The 22,718-nt window shown below is 42.4% G+C and carries 21 protein-coding genes and 1 tRNA gene; 19 read left to right on the top strand and 3 right to left on the bottom strand.

Annotation, left to right across the window (positions count from 1 at the left end; translation table 11 throughout):
• Nucleotides 1–18: 18 nt before the first annotated feature.
• A tRNA-Leu gene (locus tag F0227_RS01880) sits at nt 19–103 on the top strand.
• Between the two features lie 64 nt (nt 104–167).
• Here the strand turns inward: F0227_RS01880 and F0227_RS01875 are convergent.
• Nucleotides 168–1,331, bottom strand: a complete 1,164-nt coding sequence (locus F0227_RS01875; protein WP_171751449.1) for a 2-octaprenyl-3-methyl-6-methoxy-1,4-benzoquinol hydroxylase — start codon at nt 1,329–1,331, stop codon at nt 168–170.
• 209 nt (nt 1,332–1,540) lie between these two features.
• On the opposite strand from F0227_RS01875, the gene miaB reads away from it, so the two are divergent.
• The 5 genes from miaB (at nt 1,541) to lnt (ending at nt 7,105) form a co-directional block, all read left to right on the top strand.
• Nucleotides 1,541–2,965, top strand: a complete 1,425-nt coding sequence (gene miaB, locus F0227_RS01870; protein WP_171751448.1) for a tRNA (N6-isopentenyl adenosine(37)-C2)-methylthiotransferase MiaB — start codon at nt 1,541–1,543, stop codon at nt 2,963–2,965.
• A gap of 87 nt (nt 2,966–3,052) precedes the next feature.
• Nucleotides 3,053–4,123 carry a PhoH family protein gene (locus F0227_RS01865; protein ID WP_171751447.1) on the top strand — a complete coding sequence of 357 codons (1,071 nt, stop codon included), beginning with the start codon at nt 3,053–3,055 and terminating at the stop codon, nt 4,121–4,123.
• On the top strand, nt 4,123–4,581 hold the full coding sequence (ybeY, locus tag F0227_RS01860; RefSeq protein WP_171751446.1) for an rRNA maturation RNase YbeY: 459 nt from the start codon (nt 4,123–4,125) through the stop codon (nt 4,579–4,581). Before F0227_RS01865 ends, ybeY begins: the two co-directional genes overlap by 1 nt.
• 66 nt (nt 4,582–4,647) lie before the next feature.
• Nucleotides 4,648–5,544: a CNNM family magnesium/cobalt transport protein CorC gene (gene corC, locus F0227_RS01855; protein ID WP_171751445.1), complete on the top strand. Its 897-nt coding sequence runs from the start codon at nt 4,648–4,650 to the stop codon at nt 5,542–5,544.
• A 19-nt stretch (nt 5,545–5,563) separates the two neighbouring features.
• Nucleotides 5,564–7,105 (top strand): apolipoprotein N-acyltransferase, encoded by a 1,542-nt coding sequence (gene lnt / locus F0227_RS01850; protein ID WP_171751444.1) that lies wholly within the window; start codon nt 5,564–5,566, stop codon nt 7,103–7,105.
• A 58-nt stretch (nt 7,106–7,163) separates the two neighbouring features.
• Here the strand turns inward: lnt and F0227_RS01845 are convergent, their stop codons facing one another.
• A complete protein-coding gene (locus tag F0227_RS01845) occupies nt 7,164–7,634 on the bottom strand; it encodes a zinc ribbon-containing protein (protein ID WP_171751443.1) in 471 nt (156 codons plus the stop codon).
• A gap of 147 nt (nt 7,635–7,781) precedes the next feature.
• Here F0227_RS01845 and leuS point away from each other — a divergent pair, with 147 nt between their 5' ends.
• The 12 genes from leuS (at nt 7,782) to lipA (ending at nt 20,522) form a co-directional block, all read left to right on the top strand.
• Nucleotides 7,782–10,355 (top strand): leucine--tRNA ligase, encoded by a 2,574-nt coding sequence (leuS, locus tag F0227_RS01840; protein ID WP_171751442.1) that lies wholly within the window; start codon nt 7,782–7,784, stop codon nt 10,353–10,355.
• Between the two features lie 139 nt (nt 10,356–10,494).
• Nucleotides 10,495–11,070, top strand: coding sequence for an LPS assembly lipoprotein LptE (gene lptE, locus F0227_RS01835; protein ID WP_171751441.1), 576 nt, complete (start codon nt 10,495–10,497; stop codon nt 11,068–11,070).
• Nucleotides 11,071–11,083: 13 nt separating this feature from the next.
• The gene (gene holA / locus F0227_RS01830; RefSeq protein WP_171751440.1) at nt 11,084–12,097 is read left to right on the top strand and encodes a DNA polymerase III subunit delta; all 1,014 of its coding nucleotides are present in this window, start codon (nt 11,084–11,086) and stop codon (nt 12,095–12,097) included.
• An 80-nt stretch (nt 12,098–12,177) separates the two neighbouring features.
• Nucleotides 12,178–12,495 (top strand): ribosome silencing factor, encoded by a 318-nt coding sequence (gene rsfS / locus F0227_RS01825; protein WP_171751439.1) that lies wholly within the window; start codon nt 12,178–12,180, stop codon nt 12,493–12,495.
• A 3-nt stretch (nt 12,496–12,498) separates the two neighbouring features.
• Complete coding sequence (rlmH, locus tag F0227_RS01820; RefSeq protein WP_171751438.1) at nt 12,499–12,969, top strand: 23S rRNA (pseudouridine(1915)-N(3))-methyltransferase RlmH; 471 nt, start codon at nt 12,499–12,501, stop codon at nt 12,967–12,969.
• Nucleotides 12,970–12,975: 6 nt separating this feature from the next.
• Nucleotides 12,976–14,859 carry a penicillin-binding protein 2 gene (gene mrdA, locus F0227_RS01815; protein ID WP_171751437.1) on the top strand — a complete coding sequence of 628 codons (1,884 nt, stop codon included), beginning with the start codon at nt 12,976–12,978 and terminating at the stop codon, nt 14,857–14,859.
• A 2-nt stretch (nt 14,860–14,861) separates the two neighbouring features.
• On the top strand, nt 14,862–15,983 hold the full coding sequence (gene rodA / locus F0227_RS01810; protein WP_171751467.1) for a rod shape-determining protein RodA: 1,122 nt from the start codon (nt 14,862–14,864) through the stop codon (nt 15,981–15,983).
• Between the two features lie 23 nt (nt 15,984–16,006).
• Complete coding sequence (locus F0227_RS01805) at nt 16,007–16,783, top strand: septal ring lytic transglycosylase RlpA family protein (RefSeq protein ID WP_171751436.1); 777 nt, start codon at nt 16,007–16,009, stop codon at nt 16,781–16,783.
• 126 nt (nt 16,784–16,909) lie between these two features.
• Nucleotides 16,910–18,082, top strand: a complete 1,173-nt coding sequence (locus F0227_RS01800) for a serine hydrolase (protein WP_171751466.1) — start codon at nt 16,910–16,912, stop codon at nt 18,080–18,082.
• Between the two features lie 224 nt (nt 18,083–18,306).
• Complete coding sequence (ybeD, locus tag F0227_RS01795; RefSeq protein WP_171751435.1) at nt 18,307–18,576, top strand: DUF493 family protein YbeD; 270 nt, start codon at nt 18,307–18,309, stop codon at nt 18,574–18,576.
• A gap of 333 nt (nt 18,577–18,909) precedes the next feature.
• Complete coding sequence (gene lipB, locus F0227_RS01790) at nt 18,910–19,554, top strand: lipoyl(octanoyl) transferase LipB (RefSeq protein ID WP_171751465.1); 645 nt, start codon at nt 18,910–18,912, stop codon at nt 19,552–19,554.
• A gap of 2 nt (nt 19,555–19,556) precedes the next feature.
• Nucleotides 19,557–20,522, top strand: a complete 966-nt coding sequence (gene lipA, locus F0227_RS01785) for a lipoyl synthase (RefSeq protein WP_171751434.1) — start codon at nt 19,557–19,559, stop codon at nt 20,520–20,522.
• A gap of 68 nt (nt 20,523–20,590) precedes the next feature.
• Here lipA and dcuC read toward each other — a convergent pair whose 3' ends face one another.
• Nucleotides 20,591–21,961, bottom strand: a complete 1,371-nt coding sequence (gene dcuC / locus F0227_RS01780) for an anaerobic C4-dicarboxylate transporter DcuC (RefSeq protein ID WP_171751433.1) — start codon at nt 21,959–21,961, stop codon at nt 20,591–20,593.
• Between the two features lie 311 nt (nt 21,962–22,272).
• On the opposite strand from dcuC, the gene F0227_RS01775 reads away from it, so the two are divergent.
• On the top strand, nt 22,273–22,599 hold the full coding sequence (locus F0227_RS01775; RefSeq protein ID WP_171751432.1) for a hypothetical protein: 327 nt from the start codon (nt 22,273–22,275) through the stop codon (nt 22,597–22,599).
• Nucleotides 22,600–22,718: the final 119 nt, after the last annotated feature.

The following is a 22,718-nucleotide window of genomic DNA, read 5'->3' as shown; positions in this document are numbered from 1 at the left end:
TTTAACTACAGAACAGATGCGGAAGTGGCGGAATTGGTAGACGCACCAGATTTAGGTTCTGGCGCCGCAAGGTGTGAGAGTTCAAGTCTCTCCTTCCGCACCATTATTTCAAAGCCCACTTTTTAAGTGGGCTTTGCTGTTTTTGTTTGATTCAGTTTTAATGGCTATTAGCTAAGGCCAATAGCATATTTTAAGATCTGCGCTTTGATGGGACCTGCATGCTCAGCAAACTTAAGCACCGCATTTCTAGCAAATTTAACAGGGACAATATTATTGCTGAATGTTTTGTAAAAGAAATCCATGCCAGATTGCATCAACAAATTGTCTGTTCGACGCCTTCTTTCATATTTAGCTAAATTACTCTCTAAATACCACTCTCTCTCTTTTAATACATCTAGTAAGGCACTAACGTCTTTAAACCCTAAATTAACTCCCTGACCAGCTAATGGGTTTATCGTATGAGCTGAATCACCAACCAACACACAACGATTCTTTTGATACTGTTGCGCATGTCGTCTAGTCAATGGAAACGATCCCGACTGTAACACTTTAATATCGCCCAACTCTTCAGGGAAATGGGCAATTATTTCATCGCGTAGTGCCTCATTACTCATTGCGACAAGCTGTCGGATACGTTGCGGCTTGTCATACCATACCAGTGAGCCTTGCTGTCCCGTGAGAGGTAAAAACGAACGTGGCCCAGAAGGTGTAAACCATTGCCAAGTAATATCTTGCTGAGGCTTATCTGTCTCTATATTCACTAGCATGCAGTCTTGACGATAATCCCAAGCCGTAATTCCTATTCCTGCACTAGTGCGAACGTTAGAATTAGCGCCATCAGCACCAATAACTAAATGCGTCTGTAACTCTTGCCCAGATTCCAGCACTAATCGATGCGTATCTTCACCAAACTCAATAGATGACAGCGAGTCAGGACAAAAACAGTGCAAATTATCATACTGAGAAAACTGCTGCCAAAGACCAAGTTGAATCAATCGATTTTCTACAATAAAACCAAGTTGTTCCATATTGAGCGAATCCGCACTAAATCGAGTACGACACTGCGGTGACTCCCATGTTTCCAGTCGTCTATACGGGCAAGTACGCATTTGTTTGATATGACCCCAAGCCCCTAATGACTCTAGCAACTGCACTGAAGCCATTGAAATAGCAGACACTCTGATATCCATTGCTTGATCAACGGAAAAGGGCTGCGGGGTGATACCTTCAACTAGAGCAACTCTCTTGCCCTGCTGAGCCAACCCAACGGCCGTTGCGGCGCCAACCATTCCTCCACCAATAACAACAATATCAAACGATTCTTTCTGCATAACTCTATCTCTTTTAAATCTACTGCTACCATTCTACTCAAAGAGGCAGGCAAATAGCTATCATCATACTTGCTATCTTAATGGTGGTTTTTTAAATCATTAATCCCAGCTCTGGTCAGGCGGTTTTTAAAGCAGTACAATACGCGGCTTGCCAGTTTATCGCTGGCCCGAAATATATACTAAAGAACTAATGATGAGCGAACTTTAAAATGAGTAAGAAACTGCTAATTAAAACTTGGGGTTGCCAGATGAACGAATACGATTCATCTAAAATGGCGGATCTGCTTAATGCCGCCAACGGCTACGAGCTGACAGAAGATCCTAACGAGGCTGATATTCTCTTACTTAATACCTGTTCGATCCGCGAAAAAGCACAGGAAAAGGTCTTTCATCAACTCGGTCGCTGGAAAACCCTTAAAGACAAAAAAGAAGGGGTTGTGATTGGTGTTGGCGGCTGTGTTGCCACACAAGAAGGTGATCATATCCGTCAACGCGCTCCTTTTGTTGATGTGATTTTTGGTCCTCAAACCTTGCACCGTTTACCAGAAATGATCAAAGCATCACTCAGTGACGATGCTCCGGTAATGGATATCTCATTTCCTGAAATAGAGAAATTTGACAACCTTCCAGAGCCAAGAGCAGAAGGCGCAACCGCATTTGTATCAATAATGGAAGGGTGCTCTAAATACTGTACTTACTGCGTAGTACCATATACTCGTGGTGAAGAAGTCAGCCGTCCTATGGACGATGTGCTTTATGAAGTAGCTCAGTTGGCAGAGCAAGGTGTGCGCGAAGTTAACTTACTTGGTCAAAACGTAAATGCTTATCGTGGTCCGACTCATGATGGTGAGATCTGTTCCTTTGCTGATCTTCTTCGACTCGTTGCATCCATTGATGGTATCGACAGATTACGTTTTACTACCAGCCATCCGTTAGAGTTTACTGACGATATCGTCGCGGTATACGAAGACACACCAGAACTTGTTAGCTTCTTGCATCTTCCGGTGCAAAGTGGATCCGACCGAATTCTGACCATGATGAAACGTCCTCATACTGCTATTGAGTATAAGTCGATTATTCGTAAGCTACGTAAAGCACGTCCCGACATTCAAATTAGCTCGGACTTTATTGTTGCTTTCCCTGGTGAATCTGATCAAGATTTCCAAGATACCATGAAGCTTATCAAAGATGTCGATTTTGATATGAGCTTTAGTTTTATTTTCTCTCCACGTCCCGGCACTCCTGCGGCAGACTATCCTTGTGATTTAACTGAACAGCAGAAAAAAGAGCGTTTATATCAACTACAGCAACAGGTGAACAGCCAGGCTATGCGCTATTCTCGCCAAATGCTTGATACTGAGCAACGTGTACTTGTTGAAGGCCCTTCAAAGAAAAACCTGATGGAGCTAAGAGCTCGTACAGAGAACAACCGCGTGGTTAACTTTGAAGGAACAGCAGAACTGATCGGCCAGTTTGTTGATGTGAAAATTACGGATGTGTTTACCAACTCATTACGTGGTGAGCTGGTTCGTACTGAGAGTGAAATGGACTTACGTGTCGCAGTATCGCCTGCTGCAATGATGGATAAAACACGAAAAGAAGATGAATTAGGCGTTGCAACGTTTACGCCTTAGTTTAAATAGGCTATAAAAGCTGTAATGACTAATGCCGATGAGCCCGGTCAGAATCGGGCTCATAAATGGCAAAATTGAGAGGCAAAATTGAGCAATAAAATTGTAACTCTAGAAATAGATCTAGAACCTTCTGACAACCACCGACTCTCTAGTCTATGTGGCCCATTTGATGACAACATCAAACATCTTGAACGCCGGCTCGGTGTAGAAATCAACTATCGTGGTAACGCTTTTTCAATCGTAGGTAAACCTCATACTGCCGCTGCAGCGCTTGATATCATCAAAACCCTCTACGTAGAAACAACACCCGTACGAGGCCAAATTCCAGATATTGAACCCGAGAGCATTCACCTTGCCATAAAAGAGTCCGGAGTATTAGAACAGACAACGGAATCAAATATTGAGCACGGCAAAGAAGTGTTTATTAAAACCAAAAAAGGGGTGATCAAGCCGCGCACTCCAAATCAAGCTCAATATCTTGTAAATATGGTTCACAATGATATCAGCTTTGGTATTGGCCCAGCGGGTACAGGTAAAACCTACTTAGCAGTGGCTGCCGCTGTTGATGCATTAGAAAGACAAGAAATTCGTCGTATACTTCTTACTCGACCAGCAGTTGAAGCCGGTGAAAAGCTCGGTTTCTTACCGGGAGATCTAAGTCAAAAAGTCGACCCTTACCTTCGTCCTCTTTATGATGCACTGTTTGAAATGCTTGGCTTTGAACGAGTAGAGAAACTGATTGAACGCAACGTTATAGAAGTCGCGCCACTGGCTTACATGCGTGGTCGTACACTAAATGACGCTTTTATCATTCTTGATGAAAGTCAAAATACCACCGTTGAACAGATGAAAATGTTTTTAACTCGTATCGGCTTCAATTCTCGTGCAGTGATTACTGGTGATGTCACCCAAATCGACCTACCTCGTGGGGCAAAATCTGGGCTTCGCCATGCGATAGAAGTATTGGCTGAAGTGGATGAGATTAGTTTCAACTTCTTCCAAGCTGATGATGTTGTACGACACCCTGTGGTAGCGAGAGTGGTCAATGCTTACGAAAAATGGGAAGCAAAAGACCAAAAAGAGAGAAAGGCAGCAGAAGCACGACGCAGAGCAGAACGTGAAAGTGCTCAGCTTGCCGCTCAAGAGGCAGAAAAATAATGGCCATAGATGTCGATCTCCAAATTGCAGTCAACAATGAAGAAAACTTACCAAATAGTGATGATTTTACCGTTTGGTTTTCTTCGGCAGTCACACTTTTTCAGCCAGATGCGGAAGTCACTATTCGCCTAGTAGATGAACAAGAAAGTCATCAACTTAATCTGCAATATCGAGGAAAAGATAAGTCAACAAATGTACTCTCTTTTCCATTCGAAGCCCCTCCAGGCATAGAGCTGGATTTATTAGGGGATTTAATTATTTGTAAGCAAGTAGTTGAAAAAGAAGCCGCAGAACAAAATAAGGCCTTAAATGCACATTGGGCGCATATGGTTGTACATGGTGCACTTCATCTGCTAGGTTATGATCATATAGAAGATAATGAAGCAGAAGAGATGGAAGCCATTGAAACAGAAATCATGTTGAAAATGGGCTTTTTAGATCCATATTTAGAACAGTAGTTCAGATTGTATCGGACTATTGGACGTGTGCTATCACACATTGATAGCGTCAAACTATGAGTAAATATGAACGACGACAACTCTCCCAGTTCAGAAGGGAACAGTAGTAAATCAGAAGGTCCCAGTAGAAAGTCCTTCTTTGAACGCCTAGGCAAAATTTTTCAGGGTGAACCTCAAGATCGCCAAGAACTCGTTGATGTGATTAGAGACTCTGAAGAAAACGATCTTATCGACCATGACACACGCGATATGCTCGAAGGTGTGATGGAAATAGCTGAGATGCGAGTACGGGATATTATGATACCGCGCTCCCAAATGGTTACGGTTGAAAAAGAACATGATCTTGACCAATTAATAGCGATCATCACAAAAGCTCAGCACTCCCGTTATCCGGTTATTAGTGAAGATAAAGATCACGTCGAAGGCATTCTGTTAGCGAAGGACTTAATCAAATATCTCGGTTCTAAAAGCGAGCCTTTCCAGATTAGTGAAGTGATTCGACAAGCAGTTGTAGTGCCGGAAAGTAAACGAGTAGACCGACTTCTCAAAGAGTTTCGAGAAGAACGTTACCATATGGCCATTGTCGTCGATGAATTTGGTGGTGTTTCTGGCCTAGTAACCATTGAAGATATTCTCGAAGAAATAGTGGGTGAGATAGAAGACGAATTTGACGATGAAGAAGAGGCGGAAATTCGCAAGCTCAGCAAGCACACCTATGCGGTTAAGGCACTCACCACCATCGAAGAATTTAACGACACTTTTGCCACTAAGTTCAACGATGATGAAGTCGATACCATTGGCGGAATGGTCATGACAACTTTTGGTCATCTTCCATCAAGAGGTGAGGTTGTTGAAATTGATGGCTATAGCTTCAAAGTCACCTCCGCAGATAACCGACGCGTAGTTCAACTTCAGGTGACCATCCCTGAAGGAGAAACGGCCACCTTAACCGAAGAAAACTAACCAAACACAATAAGATAAGATGATGTTTAAAAAGACTCATCGCCTAATACGGCCTTTATTGGCCGTTTTTGTTGGCGCTTCTACTACCCTAGCTTTTGCTCCTTATGCTTTCTGGCCAATGGCCATTATTAGCCCTGCTTTGCTGTTTTTATTACTAAATAACGTTTCTGCTCGAACCTCAGCATTGATCGGATTTTGCTGGGGCTTTGGCCAGTTCGCGACAGGAATCAGTTGGGTTCAGATCAGCATAGACAACTTTGGTGGCATGCCAAAAATAGCAACTCTATTTTTGATGTTTCTGCTGGTCTCTTATCTTGCCATTTATCCCATGCTGTTTGCTGGATTACTAAATCGCTATTTCCCAAACACACTCTCTCCTCCAACAGACCGCATTCGCTTCTTTATTGTTATTCCCGTATTTTGGCTACTGGCAGATTTAGCCCGCGGATGGGTTATGACAGGGTTTCCATGGCTGTTACTAGGATACAGCCAAATAGACAGCCCTTTAGCCTCCTTTGCTCCAATAGGTGGGGTGCAATTAATCACTCTAGGTGTGGTTCTAGTCGCCTCTAGCATAGCCTATGCGATAAATGTGAAACGTCCTCATAGCTTGTTGTTAGCTCTAGCTATTTTTGCTGGCGGCCTTTCATTCAACTCAATTGATTGGGTTACTGTAAAATCAGATGACTCTCCTCGATTTGCACTGGTTCAGGGAAACATCGATCAAGCGCTAAAATGGTTACCTAATCAGCGTTGGCCCACGCTAATGAAGTACCTCGATTTAAGCAGAGAAAACTGGGATGCTGACATTATTATCTGGCCTGAAGCTGCAATTCCAGCTTTGGAACAAGAGGTCACGAACTTCTTAACAAATGTTGATTCTGCTGCTCGCAATAACGACAGTGCATTAATTACGGGCGTAATCACCAAAAACAACCAAGGCAACTTTTACAATAGCATTATAACCCTTGGCCGCTCGCAAAGTGATGAATACAACGCGGCGACTCACCCTCATTACAATAAACACCATTTATTACCGTTCGGAGAGTTTGTGCCCTTCGAATCACTATTGCGTCCTCTTGCGCCGTTTTTCAATTTACCTATGTCTTCATTTACTCGGGGTGAACTGATTCAAGATAATATCCTCGCAAAAGGATACGCTTTTGCTCCTGCCCTATGTTATGAAATCATATTTGGTGAGCAAGTTCGTAAAAATGTCACCGAAAACACCGACTTCATATTAACCCTTTCTAACGACGCTTGGTTTGGTGATTCCATTGGTCCATTGCAACATATGGAAATAGCCAGAATGCGAGCGTTAGAGCTCGGTAAACCGTTGATCCGAGCCACAAACAATGGTGTAACCGCCATTACCGATTACAAAGGAAAAATTGTTGCTCAAATTCCTCAGTTCAAAACGGAAGTGCTTAAAGCGCAAGTCTCATTAACCACGGGCACGACACCTTTCTACATCGCGGGCAACTGGCCTACTCACTTATTGATTATGTTGGGTCTGCTGTTCGCTATTTTTGAAGTGACTCGTAGAAAGTCAAAAGGTTAACCAAAATGCTAAAGGTAAATGGGCAAGATGCCCATTTACCTAAACAGACGAAACTGCACTATGGCTTTAACGCTATTCGGGTAAATTCATTACAGCCGCATTTTGCACAAGGCTGAATGACCGTTGGGTGAATATATTTACTCTTATCACCACACTTCTCACACACTAAATGCCCTAATCCAATCACATCATTGGTGTTATATACACCTTGATGCTCCAGATCTTCAAACAATTCAACCCACTCCACTTTGGTTCTATCAGTCAGATCTAGCAGTGCTTGCCAAATGGAATCCGTCACCATAATAGAAAATGGACTATCTTTACTCTCTTGATAGTTATCAGCAAACTCTTTTAAATCCGCTTTCATATAAGCAGAGACCAAAGAGAGTTCATCTTTGGTCATATCAGTTGCCGCCTGTGCCACTTCACCAGAGGTTTCAAGCACCTTATTTAGCTCATCAGGACTATGTTTAATGGTTTCTACGACTTCTTTGAACTTCTCTTCATACCCATGTTTACGCTTTGGCATAATTCTACCTCCATAGTATTCTCTGCTTAACTTAATCTTTATCTTTATTGTAGCTTGTTGAGCGTGCTTCCTTTAGGTATTCTATGCCGATCGATACGTATCTGATCAAACCGATCTCACAGTTTCCAAGATAACCGGATTTCATAAATGCAAGAGCAATATAACCCGCAAGACATTGAACAAAAAGTTCAACAGCACTGGGACGAGAATAAAACTTTTGTCGTCACCGAAGATTCCAGCAAAGAGAAATTTTACTGTCTTTCTATGTTCCCGTACCCAAGTGGTCGACTGCATATGGGACATGTACGTAACTACACCATAGGTGATGTTGTTTCTCGTTTCCAGCGACTGCAAGGCAAAAATGTTATGCAGCCTATTGGCTGGGATGCATTTGGTCTTCCTGCTGAAAATGCAGCGGTTAAAAATAAGACCGCTCCTGCGCCGTGGACTTATGAAAATATTGAGTACATGAAAAACCAGCTTAAGTTACTGGGCTTTGGTTATGACTGGGACAGAGAGTTCGCGACCTGTACGCCTGAATATTATCGCTGGGAGCAAGAGTTTTTCACCAAACTGTATGAGAAAGGCTTAGTCTACAAAAAAACATCATCGGTAAACTGGTGTCCAAATGACCAAACTGTTCTTGCTAACGAGCAAGTTGAAGATGGCTGTTGCTGGCGATGTGACACACCTGTAGAGCAGAAAGAGATCCCTCAGTGGTCAGTTAAAATTACTGCTTACGCACAAGAGCTATTAGATGACCTAGACAATCTAGAGGGTTGGCCTGAAATGGTGAAAACCATGCAGCGAAACTGGATTGGCCGCTCTGAAGGTGTCGAACTAAAATTCACTGTTGCTGGTCAAGATGATTTAGAAGTATATACCACTCGTCCAGACACTCTAATGGGCGTGACTTACGTTGGTATCGCAGCGGGACACCCATTAGCCGCACTTGCAGCAAAAAATAACGCCGAATTAGCTGAATTTATTGATGAGTGCAAAAATAACAAAGTTGCAGAAGCTGAACTTGCCACCATGGAAAAGAAAGGCATGGACACCGGATTAACCGCTATCCATCCTTTAAATGGCCGAGAAGTGCCTATTTACGTCGCCAACTTTGTCTTGATGGATTACGGTACAGGCGCAGTTATGGCCGTTCCTGCTCACGATCAACGTGATTACGAGTTTGCCAATAAATATGGTCTAGATATTGTTGCAGTAATAAAACCTGAAGATGGTAGCGAACTGGATATCTCTGAAGTCGCGTATACTGAAAAAGGGGTTCTATTCGCTTCTGGTGAGTTTGATGGTCTGAGTTTTAAACCAGCCTTCGATGCTATTGCCAATAAGTTAGAAGAGTTGAACAAAGGTAAGAAAACCGTCAACTTCCGTTTACGCGACTGGGGTGTATCTCGTCAGCGTTATTGGGGTGCACCAATCCCAATGGTTACGACCGAAGATGGAGAAGTACATCCAGTTCCAGCAGATCAACTTCCTGTGATCCTGCCAGAAGATGTTGTCATGGATGGTGTAACCAGCCCAATTAAAGCAGATAAGAGCTGGGCAGAAACGACCTTCAATGGCCAACCAGCACTGCGTGAAACCGACACATTTGATACCTTTATGGAGTCATCTTGGTATTACGCTCGCTACTGCTCGCCTCAAGCAGATGAGATGGTAGACTCAGAAGCAGCAAATTACTGGCTTCCTGTTGATCAATACATCGGTGGTATAGAACACGCATGTATGCACCTTTTATATGCACGTTTCTTCCATAAGTTACTACGTGATACAGGTATGGTTACCAGCGATGAACCATTTAAAAAGCTACTCTGCCAAGGCATGGTACTTGCGGACGCGTATTACTACAATAATGAGAAAGGTGCAAAAGTTTGGGTCTCTCCAGCGGATGTTACCGTAGAGCGTGACGAAAAAGGTCGTATTGTTAGTGCAACCGACCTTGATGGCAATAACGTTGTTCATACTGGCATGACCAAGATGTCAAAATCGAAGAATAACGGCATCGACCCTCAAGAGATGGTAAACAAGTATGGCGCAGACACTGTTCGCCTGTTTATGATGTTTGCTTCTCCTGCCGATATGACACTAGAGTGGCAAGAATCTGGCGTAGAAGGTGCTAACCGTTTTCTTAAGCGTGTTTGGAAATTGGTTCAGGAACACAACGAGAAAGGTGATGTAGCCGCTCTCAACGCTTCTGAGTTTAACTCAGACCAGAAAGCGCTACGACGTGATGTGCATAAGACCATCACCAAAGTGACTGATGACATTGAACGTCGTCAAACCTTTAATACCGCAATTGCAGCAATTATGGAGCTAATGAATAAGTTAGCAAAAGCACCACAAGAGTCTGCTCAAGATAGAGCCATTCTTGATGAGGCACTTAAAGCGGTGGTTCGTATGCTGTACCCAATCACTCCTCATATTTCGTTCGAATTGTGGCAAGTACTTGGCGGCCAATCTATCGACACAGAAACATGGCCTGCCGCGGATAGCGCAGCTATGGTTGAAGATGAAAAACTGATTGTGGTTCAAGTAAATGGTAAACTTCGAGCGAAACTAACAGTATCAGCAGACGCGACAAAAGAGGCCGTTGAAGCGCTAGGTTTATCCGATGAGAATGTTACTAAGTTCACAGATGGCAAAACCGTACGTAAAGTGATCTATGTTCCTGGCAAACTTTTAAATATTGTTGCGAACTAACCAAGATAGATAATGTCCTTACAATGGACACTATATAAACAGGGGGCTACCCGCGCCCTGTTTATATTTATCTAAGTGAAGTAAGAGATCTTATTTGACTTAGATAAATATAAACTCAAACCATCAGAGAGTTATTTTTGTGAAACGTATTTCTGTCAAATCTACACTTCAAACGGCTTTTTTGCTTTTAACCGTATCTGCGTTATCAGCCTGCGGATTTCATTTACGTGGCAACTACCTAGTACCACAAGAAATATCTAGCATCTCTTTAACTAGCTTTGACCAATTCAGTCAGCTAACACGAGATGTTGATGCTCAGTTAAGACTCAATGATATTGAGCTTGTTCCACCATCAGCGTCAATTCCAAATCTTCATCTTGTCAATGAAAGCGTTGGTGAAAGAACACTGTCACTCTATCAAAATAGCAAGGCAGCAGAGATAGAACTGACTTATACCACATCTTATAGAGTGACCATCCCTGATGTAGGCAGCAAAACCTTTACCACAAATGCTACCCGAAACTATCTTGATAACCCACGAGCGGCACTAGCGAAATCGGTAGAGCGTGATTTGATTGTGGATGAAATGAGAAAGCAAACTGCGACTCAAATCATGCGTCAATTAGCACGACTAAAAGCAGAAATCGATTCAGGGTTTACACAATTTGATCCCATTGAAGAGCAACCATCCGCCGCGAATTCCGCAAATCAATAAGCGTTAATATATAATGCGTATTTTTGCGGATAAGCTCGCTGACAATCTCCAGCGTCAATTGAATGGCATTTACTTACTCTTTGGCAACGAGCCTTTACTTCTTTTAGAAAGTAGAGATGCCATATTGTCGGTAGCCAAAAACGCAGGTTTTCTGGAAAAACACCGCTTTACCCTTGATGCCAGTCTGGACTGGGGAGACGTATTTGATTGCTGTAACGCACTGAGTCTGTTCTCTTCTCAGCAAATAATTGAATTAGAAATTCCAGAAAATGGCGTTAATGCCGCAGCATCAAAACAGTTGATTGAGCTATCTGAACAACTTAACCCTGATATCTTGTTGCTTATCACAGGTCAAAAACTGACCCGCCAACAAGAAAACAGTAAATGGTTTAAAACACTGAATCAAAAAGGCATTTGGGTCAGTTGCTTAACACCTGATATACAGAGATTACCCCATTTTGTTCAACGTCGCTGCCATCAACTAAACCTTAACCCAGATGCTGAAGCGTTGCAGATGCTTGCACAATGGCACGAAGGAAACTTGCTCGCACTTAAACAGAGTTTAGAGAAGTTAACCTTGTTATATCCTGACGGTCAGCTCTCTTTAATGCGTGTTGAACAAGCACTGAGTAGACACAATCATTACACCCCTTTCCAATGGATTGATGCTCTTCTAGCCGGCAAGCCAAACCGATCACAACGAATTTTAAGACAGTTAGAATCAGAGGGTGTTGAGCCTGTTATTTTATTAAGAACACTACAAAAAGAGCTCAGTTTACTACTCACTATTCAGCATGAGTGCGTAACGGCACCAATTGGACAGGTGTTTGATAAAAACAGAATATGGCAAGCTAAGCGGCCGCTATACAATGCCACGCTACAAAGACTGGATAACAGACAGATAAAACGACTAATTAAACAGCTAACACGTGCCGAAATTATGGTTAAAACCCAGTATGACAATTCAAGCTGGCCCTTAATTAGGCAACTATCGTTGGAGTTTTGTTCGGCGAGTACGATACTCTAGCCCGTCATGGCTCATAGTGCCATTTCAAAGTTAAACAGTGATATAATCACGCTTACAAGCGCAATAAACTGAGGTTCCCCTTGCAAAAAGATAAGTTAAAAGCCTTTTTGGTCGATAAAGTAGACGACATGAAAGCCGAAAATATAAAGACCATTGACGTCATTGGAAAATCTAGCGTCACCGATTATATGGTTATCTGTACCGGCACATCTAAACGCCATGTGACCTCTATCGCCAACAATATCGCTAATGAGGCAAGAAACGTCGGCCTTACTCCCTACGGTGTAGATGGTGAAAATGAAGGCGAATGGGTTGTGGTTGATATGGGTGATGTCATGGTGCACGTAATGCAAGAAAAGCAACGTGAACTTTATCAGTTAGAAAAACTCTGGAGTTAATACTTGAAGATTCAACTTATTGCCGTAGGCACTAAAATGCCTAAATGGGTAGAAGAGGGTTTTCAGGAGTACCGTAGAAGGTTTCCACACGATATGCCCCTTGATCTCGTCGAAATTGCAGCCGGGAAAAGGGGTAAAAACGCCGATATTGTTAGAATACTGCAAAAAGAAGGCGAAGCCATGCTTGCAGCCGTGCCAAAAGGCAATCGAATTGTTACTCTAGATATTCCAGGTAAGCCATGGGACACCGAACAGTTGGCCGGACAGTTACAACAGTGGAAGTTAGATGCTAGAGATGTTTCTATTTTGATTGGTGGGCCTGAAGGGTTATCACCGGCATGCAAAGCCGCCGCAGATCAAAGTTGGTCTCTATCTCCATTAACACTCCCCCATCCTTTGGTTCGTGTTGTTATGGCAGAGAGCCTCTATCGCGCATGGAGTATTACTGCAAATCACCCATACCATAGAGAATAGAGTGGCATGAAACGACAGCGCACTCAGATTCGAGATCACCACAAAGAATCATTACTTTTTCAAAGCCGGGCAATTGTCTCTTTTCTAGGCATAATAGTAATGATCAGCCTGCTCATCACCAATCTATACAATATTCAGGTTAATCAGTACCAAGATTATAAAACACGCTCTAATGACAACCGGATTAAAATCGTTCCTATTGCCCCTAACCGAGGGTTGATCTACGACCGAAACGGCAAAATACTTGCGGAAAATCGACCGGTATTCAATCTAGAGTTGATTCCAGAAAAGATCAAAGATAGCGACGAAACAATCCGTCAGTTGCAGCAGATCCTAGAAATACCAGAAGAGAAAATAGCGAACTTTAATAAAGAGAAAAGACGCTCTCGTCGATTTAAATCAGTCCCTTTATTAACACAGCTTACCGAGCAACAAGTCGCGATCTTCTCGGTAAATCAATACCGCTTTCCCGGAGTTGAAGTCACCGGAAAACTAAAGCGTTACTACCCTTACGGCTCAGCTCTGACCCATGTTCTCGGCTATGTTTCTAGAATCAACGATAGAGACATGCAAGCGCTTGTTCGCGAAGAAAAAGACAGCAATTACCAAGCAACGTACGATATTGGAAAGCTAGGAATAGAACGATACTATGAAGATATGTTGCACGGCACCGCTGGCTACCAAGAAGTTGAAGTAAACAGTCGTGGACGTATTATCCGTACATTAAAATACGTTCCACCTAAACCGGGTAAAGATCTGGTTTTAAACCTAGATATCGATCTTCAGCTCTATCTTTATAGACTGTTGGATAATCGCCGCGGTGCAGCAGTGGTTCTCGACCCGAAAGACAACGGTATTCTGGCCATGGTTTCAACACCAAGCTATGATCCCAACCCATTTGTACAAGGTATTTCAGGAAAAGCGTACCGTAAACTGCTTGAAAACAGTGACCGTCCGCTCGTCAACCGAACAACGTTAGGTATCTATCCTCCCGCATCGACAGTTAAACCTTTCATTGCGGTGGCAGCTTTACAAGAAGAAGTGGTTACCCCATATACCACGCGCAATGACCCCGGTTATTGGAAAATACCTAACTCAAAAACAAAACCTTTCCGAGACTGGTTACGTTGGGGACATGGAAGAGTCAACATCACTCAATCATTGGAAGAATCTGTAGATACTTTTTTCTATCAAGTTGCATATGACTTGGGCATAGATAGGCTTTCAAGTTGGATGATGAAGTTCGGCTTTGGTGAGTTCACCGGCATCGATATATTTGAAGAGAGTAAGGCAAACATGCCGACTCGAGAATGGAAAATGAGCCGACACCGTACACCTTGGTATCAAGGTGACACCATTCCTGTGGGCATTGGCCAAGGGTACTGGACCGCGACACCAATGCAGATAGCTAAAGCAACATCAGTATTGGTGAATAGAGGAAAGGTAATGGCTCCCCACTTACTAAGATCAACCGTGGATAACAATCAGCCATTAGAGACTCAAAAACTCGAAGCCATTGAGACCTATCCTCCAATCACCAACGTTCCAGATAACTTTTGGGACATATCGGTAAAAGGAATGAACTTAGTCAACCATGGTAAAAAAGGAACGGCAAGAAGAGCTTTTCAGAACCTTGGCTATCAAAGCGCCGGAAAATCGGGAACAGCTCAAGTCTTTGGTTTAAAAGAAGACGAAGAGTATGATGCCGAACAGATAGCGGAGCATCTTCGTGACCATGCGTTGTTCACCGGTTTTGCCCCAGTAAAAGATCCTGAAGTTATCGCAACCATTGTATTAGAAAATGCAGGAGGTGGCTCCACTAACGGTGCACCTGTCGTGCGAAAGATCTTTGATAAAGTGATATTAAATAAAGAAGATAAGGCAGAGTAGTGATGAAACTCGATCCCTCCACAGGTAAAAGTCGAATCTTTTTTGAAAGATTCCACATTGATCTCCCACTGCTGCTCGGGCTTATTACTATCATGCTGTTTGGTTTAGTTATCATGTATAGCGCCAGCGGACAGAGCATGATAATGATGGACAAACAAGCTATGCGTATGGCTCTGGCGTTAGGTGTCATGGTGGTTTTGGCCCAAATTTCACCTCGAACGTACGAAGCTTTTGCCCCTTTTCTGTTTGTCGTCGGGGTTGGCCTGTTGTTTGGCGTGCTATTTTTTGGGGAAGCGTCAAAAGGCGCTCAACGATGGCTAAACCTTGGCTTCGTGCGCTTTCAACCTTCCGAGCTACTAAAACTGGCTGTGCCATTAATGATCGCTCGTTATATTGGCAAAAAACCCCTTCCCCCTAGCTTTAAAACACTTGTTGTTTCACTGGTCATGCTTGGTGTACCAACCATTCTTATCGCCAAACAACCGGATCTAGGCACCTCAATCTTGATTGCGGCCTCAGGAATATTCGTTATTTTCCTAGCGGGTATTAGTTGGAAAATTATTTTTGCGGCTATATGTGCCGTAGGGGCCTTTGCACCAGTACTATGGTTTTTCCTAATGCGTGAATACCAGAAAGTACGGGTGCGAACCTTATTCAACCCAGAATCCGATCCTCTTGGGGCTGGCTACCATATTATTCAGAGTAAAATTGCCATCGGCTCAGGCGGTCTAACGGGTAAAGGTTGGCTTCATGGAACGCAATCTCAACTGGAGTTTTTGCCCGAAAGGCATACCGATTTCATCTTCGCGGTCATCGCAGAAGAGTGGGGAATGTTCGGGATACTGGTTTTACTCACCTTATACCTATTCATCATAGGCCGCGGCCTTTATCTTGCTAGCCAATCGCAAACTGCGTTTGGCAGAATGATGTCAGGAAGTATTGTTTTAAGCTTCTTTGTCTATATTTTTGTCAACATTGGTATGGTAAGTGGCATATTACCCGTTGTAGGAGTGCCACTGCCGCTGATAAGCTATGGAGGCACTTCAATGGTGACCTTAATGGCTGGATTTGGAATATTAATGTCAATACACACACATCGCAGTATGTTATCAAAAGCGACTTAGCTGGCTATAAGGTTTATACATCAATGATACGAATTCTTTCCATCATGCTACTCATTCTGTTAGCTGGCTGTTCAACACCTAGTGGACGCTACTCTATATCGGATGATGTTGGACCTGACACTCCTATCACTTTGGATCACATTGAGGATGCACAACCAAAATATGAACCCTATAGCTTAGGCGGAAACCGAGATTACACCCTTAGAGGTAACCGTTACCAAATCAACAAGAACCCTGACGGGTTCAAGCAGAGTGGAAAGGCCTCCTGGTATGGAAAGAAATTTCACGGTCACCTGACGTCTAATGGTGAAATCTATGATATGTATTCAATGACTGCCGCTCATAAGACTTTACCCATACCAAGTTATGTAAAAGTAACCAATAAGGATAACGGCAAAACCACCATTGTCCGTATTAACGATCGTGGACCTTTCTATCAAGGAAGGATCATTGACTTAAGTTATGCTGCTGCATATAAATTGGATGTTATTCAGTCTGGTACGGCAAATGTGGATATTGAGTACATCAATACTCACAAACAGAAGTCTGAAGAAAACTCGGCTCAGTTAAACATAAACTATGTTATTCAAGCGGCATCTTCAAATCATGAACAAAGAACGCGAACTTTAGCAAAAGATTTGGGTCAAAAACTGTCTGTAGAGAGTTTTGTCGAAGCAATTAACAAGAACTATCGCGTATTGCTTGGCCCTTTTGATGATTACTCAACAGCAGAACAGGTATTAAAAACGATACAAACAGAGGGTTACCCTCAAGCATTTATCAGAAAAACAAAACGTTAAATCCCAATACCAACAAGGTATCGGAACTTACTCGTCTTCACTCATTCAGTATCAATAGTATGGCCTAGCCTCACTATTCTGTTAAGATACGGGCAATTTAAAACAATGAACATTGATTACACTAAAATGATTAAGTCAAAACGGACCATAACAAGACTTCTTGCTACCACGGCAATGGTAGTAGCACCAACCGCTTTCTCGGCACCAATCGTGGTTCCAGATCCACCGCAAATAGCGGCTAAAGGCTATGTTTTAATTGACTATAATTCAGGTACAGTTTTAGCTGAAAAAGCGAAAGACACCAAGCTATCCCCTGCTAGCTTAACTAAAATGATGACAAGTTATGTCATTGGTCAAGAGCTAGCGCGTGGTAACATTTCTCTTACTGACGAAGTGGTTATCAGCAAAAATGCTTGGGCTAAAAACTTCCCAGACTCCTCTAAAATGTTCATAGAAGTAGGCACTACCGTTAGTGTCGATGATCTAAACCGTGGAATTATCATTCAATCAGGTAACGATGCATGTGTGGCAATGGCTGAACATGTGGCGGGTTCTGAAGATGCGTTTGTTGATCTTATGAATGCATGGGCTAGCTCAATTGGCATGAAGAACACAAACTTTGCCAACGTTCATGGCTTGGATAATCCAAACCTATACTCTACGCCATACGATATGGCGCTATTAGGTAGAGCACTTATCCGTGACGTTCCTGAAGAGTACGCGATTTACTCAGAAAAACAGTTTACTTACAACAGTATCACCCAATATAACCGTAACGGACTGCTTTGGGATAAAAGCATGAACGTTGATGGCATAAAGACTGGCCACACCTCTAAAGCAGGTTATAGCCTAGTAAGTTCAGCAACAGAAGGTAAAATGCGCCTTGTTGCTGTAGTGATGGGAACCAAGAGCGCAAACGCTCGTAAAGCAGAAAGCAAAAAGCTTCTCAACTACGGCTTTCGTTTCTTCGAAACAGTTGCTCCTCATAAAGCGGGTGAAACATTTGTTAGTGAACGTATCTGGATGGGCTCTAAAGAGAACGTTGCTTTAGGCGTTGCAGAAGATACCTATGTAACACTACCAAGAGGCCAAGCTAAGAACTTAAAAGCCAGTTTCGTGCTGGAAAAAGAGTTAAAAGCACCGATTAACGAAGGGGATGTTGTTGGTAAACTTTACTACCAAGTAGATGGTGAAGACATCGCAGAATACCCGCTTCTAGCATTAGAAAACGTAGAGAAAGGCAGTATTTTCAGCCGTCTAATTGACTATGTTATCTTACTATTTAAGAGCTGGTTTTAACTGCCCCTCTTAATCTAAACAAGCCGCATTAGCGGCTTTTTTATTGCGCAAAGATAACCTTATGTTATCTCTATCCATTTCCACTTAGAGCCGATATTAAGATTCAGTAATACGACAGTTATTGAGAAATAGGAACCCTTTTAAGGGAGCAAGGATACCTTGAGATCTTGTTCTAGAGAGCGTAATATCTCGCTTCTGTTATTCCATCCGATCTGGACGAAACAATGCAAGAACAACCAAAGTTAAAAGACCTATTAGAGTTCCCTTGTCAGTTTACCTACAAGGTAATGGGTTATGCTAAACCGGAACTGCCAGAATTGGTGCTAGCGGTTATCCAAAAACATGCCCCTGGGGATTACAGCCCAAGCGTTAAGCCGAGTGGTAAAGGGACTTATAATTCAGTGTCTATTACTATTACTGCTACTTCAGTTGAGCAGGTTGAGACTCTTTATAAAGAGTTGGGCGACATTGATATTGTTCGTATGGTTCTATAGCAACCACACGGTAACAGCGGCTATAGGCCGCTGTTTTTATAATTAGCCTCTGCTCAACATCAATCTCAACTCAATTTTCAAATTCTCCAACGAATCACTACAGCGAATAAAAACATTTTCACATTATTTACCTAGGGGTTTATAATGTTTTTTCTTTATATAATCATGCCAATGCAGTGCTATACCAATCACCGCAGTTATACCGCCTACTTATTCGGTTATGCCCATTAAATTAATGAGTTAATCAGAAAGATGTCATCGAACAGGCGAGGATAACGTCATAGTTATATTTTCTTGTAATGCCTTATAGGTAAGGAAGTTAGTTTGCAGAATATTGAAAACAGGCTGGTCATTAAACACCTTGGCTTACGAGACTACGAGCCTGTATGGAAAGCGATGCATCAATTCACTGACCAACGAACAGAGGATACTGTAGATGAAGTATGGCTGGTAGAGCACAACCCAGTGTTCACACAAGGACAAGCAGGAAAAGAAGAACATCTTTTAAACACAGGTGATATTCCAGTCATACAAAGTGATCGTGGCGGGCAAGTTACTTATCATGGACCCGGTCAACTAGTGGCCTATTTTCTTATCAATCTTAGAAGAAAAAATCTTGGTGTAAGAGAGTTAGTTACCCAGATAGAAAATATTGTCATTGAGTCATTAGCCAGTTTTGGCATCACCTCTTCAGCTCGTCCTGACGCCCCCGGTGTTTATGTAGATAACAAAAAAATCTGTTCTCTTGGACTTAGGATTCGTAAAGGGTGCTCTTTCCATGGACTAGCCTTGAACATAGATATGGATCTATCCCCCTTCTTAAGAATTAATCCTTGTGGATATCAGGGGATGGAAATGATACAAGTAAAAGAACTTGGTGGGCCGGATAACATCTCCACCGTAAGCGAAGCAATAATATCAGCGCTCACTACCCTACTGAGCTATGAGCATGTCGACATAATAAAAGAAAGCAATTAATCATGAGCAAACCAATTCAAATGGAAAAAGGCGTCAAATACAGAGACGCTGATAAAATGGCATTAATTCCTGTTAAGAACATGCCTGAAGAGCAGAAAGAAGTGCTGCGCAAACCTGAATGGATGAAAATCAAACTTCCTTCAGACAGCAAACGCATTCAAGATATTAAAGCTGCTATGCGTAAGAATTCGCTGCATTCAGTTTGCGAAGAGGCATCATGCCCTAATCTGGCAGAATGCTTTAACCACGGTACCGCAACCTTTATGATTTTGGGAGCAATCTGTACACGTCGCTGTCCTTTCTGCGATGTTGCCCATGGCAGACCAATAACACCTGATAGCAATGAACCCGCTCACTTAGCTCAAACCATTAGTGATATGAAGTTAAAGTACGTGGTGGTGACCTCTGTTGATAGAGATGACTTAAGAGATGGTGGTGCACAACATTTTGCTGACTGTACCAAAGCCATCAGAGCCAAAAATCCACAGATCAAGATCGAAACTCTGGTTCCAGATTTTCGTGGTCGTATGGACACGGCACTAGAGTTGTTAAACGATAACCCACCAGATGTGTTCAATCACAATTTGGAGACAGCACCACGCTTATACCGCAAGGCAAGACCTGGAGCTAACTACAAATGGTCTCTAAAATTACTGCAAGAGTTTAAAGCCCTACATCCAGAAGTACCAACTAAGTCTGGTTTAATGATGGGGCTAGGTGAAACCAAAGAAGAGATCATTGAGGTACTTAAAGATCTGCGTGCTCATGGTGTCACTATGCTAACGTTAGGACAGTACTTGGCACCAAGCCGACATCACTTGCCAGTTGAACGTTATGTACCACCAGCTGAATTTGATGAACTAAAAGAAATAGCATTAGATCTTGGATTTACTCACGCCGCTTGTGGGCCATTTGTTCGCTCTTCATATCATGCAGACATGCAAGCTAAAGGTGAAGAAGTAAAATAAAGCACGCTGTATTTATTTCCCTTGATCAATCATGGCCAGTCATTATGACTGGCCATTTAGCAGAAAAGTTAGTTTGCCATCATAGGAACCAGAACTATGGTTCCTATAATAACGGTAATCAATCCTGCAAACACAGGCACAGATGTACGCTTCACCACTTCAAAAGGACTAATTTTACCCATACCTGACGTAGCAACCACGACGCCAGATACAGGAGAAATTGTACGACCTAAATTGGAAGCCTGCAGCATAGGAATAATCAGGAAAGCTGGATTCAACCCCAGTTTTGCAGCAAGCGAAGGAGCAAGTTCAACAAACGCATAGAAAGGCGCGTTCCCCGATCCTGTAGCAACGGCGGCTGCAACAGTAAGAGTCGTCAATAGAAGCATTAATGCAACACCACCCGCTCCAGCTTGATCAGCAAGGTGTAACAAGTTATCAATGGCACCAATGGACATCAGACCCTGAGCAAATACCCCAGCAGCAACTAACAGCATTACAACACCTTTAAAGGCTTCTGCCATCCCCTCATAACAAGAGTCTAGGTCTTCCAATGTTTCTTTACCTTTAAAACCTTTGTTAACAAAGTCGGTCAATGCTGCTAAGAAGATAGCCAAGACGACAATAGTGTAAATATCCAAACTTAAACCGGGTATGGTTTTACCGTTAAATAGAAAAACACCAACAATGGGTAGAAAAGGGAGCATGGCGTAATAAGCGGGAGCTTTCACTTCAATAGAAGAGATATCCACCTTCTCCATTGGTGTGTTTTCTTTTTTATCCAAATACCTATTCCAAAAATAGGCCGCTATCGCCATAACAACAATCGCACATAGAGAAACAGGCAGCACCGTTTGGACAGCAAACACATCTAAATCCATCCCCGCTTTTTCTGCCGCAACAACAACATCTCCAGATGTAGGCGAAAGAATGATGGCCGCGGGTGAAGCACAAACGGCAACTGCGGCAGGCCTAGAAATTCCCATAGCCGTCATCATAGGAAACAGTGTCGCCATTAATAACACACCAAGACCGGTAGCAGAACTGACGGCTAATGACATTAAACAAGCCACAATATAGGCTGCAACCAATAAAATGTATGGGGATTTAATAAATGCTAAAGGTTTAGAAAACTGCTTTACTACCACATTATTCGCGCCAATAAATGTCATATAAGACGCAAAACCGCACAACAGCATAATTTGCATCCCCAAGCCACCACCGCGATATTTAAGCATATATTTAATGTATTCCAGAGAATCTGTCAGAAAATTCCCTGTCGCTGCGACCTTAGCAGGCAAAACCGTATGACCGAGCAAGCCCGTTAGAATCAACAGTAATAACCCCGCGCTAAGTAGCACCCCTGCAGCTCTATACCCTTTAACGATATAGTAACCAACACCAATCGTAACAATTAGACCAATAAGCAACTCTAGCATTTGTACCTCTATAATTTAGCCAGACAAAATCAAAACGAAACTATAGAAAACCAAGTGCATAAACAGTGATCCAAGCTAACTTATCGGTCATTAATGAAAATAAAAACTACATTTTGCGCAAAAGAACACATAACAAACCATGTATGAGTGCAGAATTAAGATATTATTTCAATTCAATTAACTCGTAATAACTCATCTATTTAAGCTTAATAATAAAAACCACCAAGATAAGCATCGAGAAATAGCGGTGTTTATCTATTGCTAAATACCCATTACAATAAGAAGAGATAACGTCGACAAAGGATTCTGCCGTGAAAGATATTGGATTAATCGCAATTCTGTCTATTGCAATAATGGGGTGTTCTTCCAATACCCAACAAGATAATTACTTAGATGCTTCCTTCGAGCTTTGTAATACAGAAGTAGATGTGTACTCCGTGAGTGACGATGGTCGAGTACGTATTATTTGTGCTGACGGTTCAAAGTTCACCATGAACAGTGAAAGCACTTTAGAAATAATGAGAGATATTAATATTGACTACTGTACCGGTGAAGGTCTCTCTAAATTTAATGAAAGCCGCCGTTATTACTCATTTCAATGTAAATCTGGTACCACACTTAGTATCAATAAAAAATAATACAATAAAATAGCAAATTGCTAGTTCACCATTAAAAATGGCCAGCCCGTTAAGGCTGACCATTTTATATTTCATTCTGTTCGTCTTAACTATCGCTCTTTTTTTGGCAATAACTTAAC

The organism is Vibrio sp. 99-8-1, from assembly GCF_013114595.1.
GTDB lineage: Bacteria > Pseudomonadota > Gammaproteobacteria > Enterobacterales > Vibrionaceae > Vibrio.
Note: the sequence above shows the minus strand (reverse complement) of the source record. Positions and strands in the feature narration are given on the sequence as shown.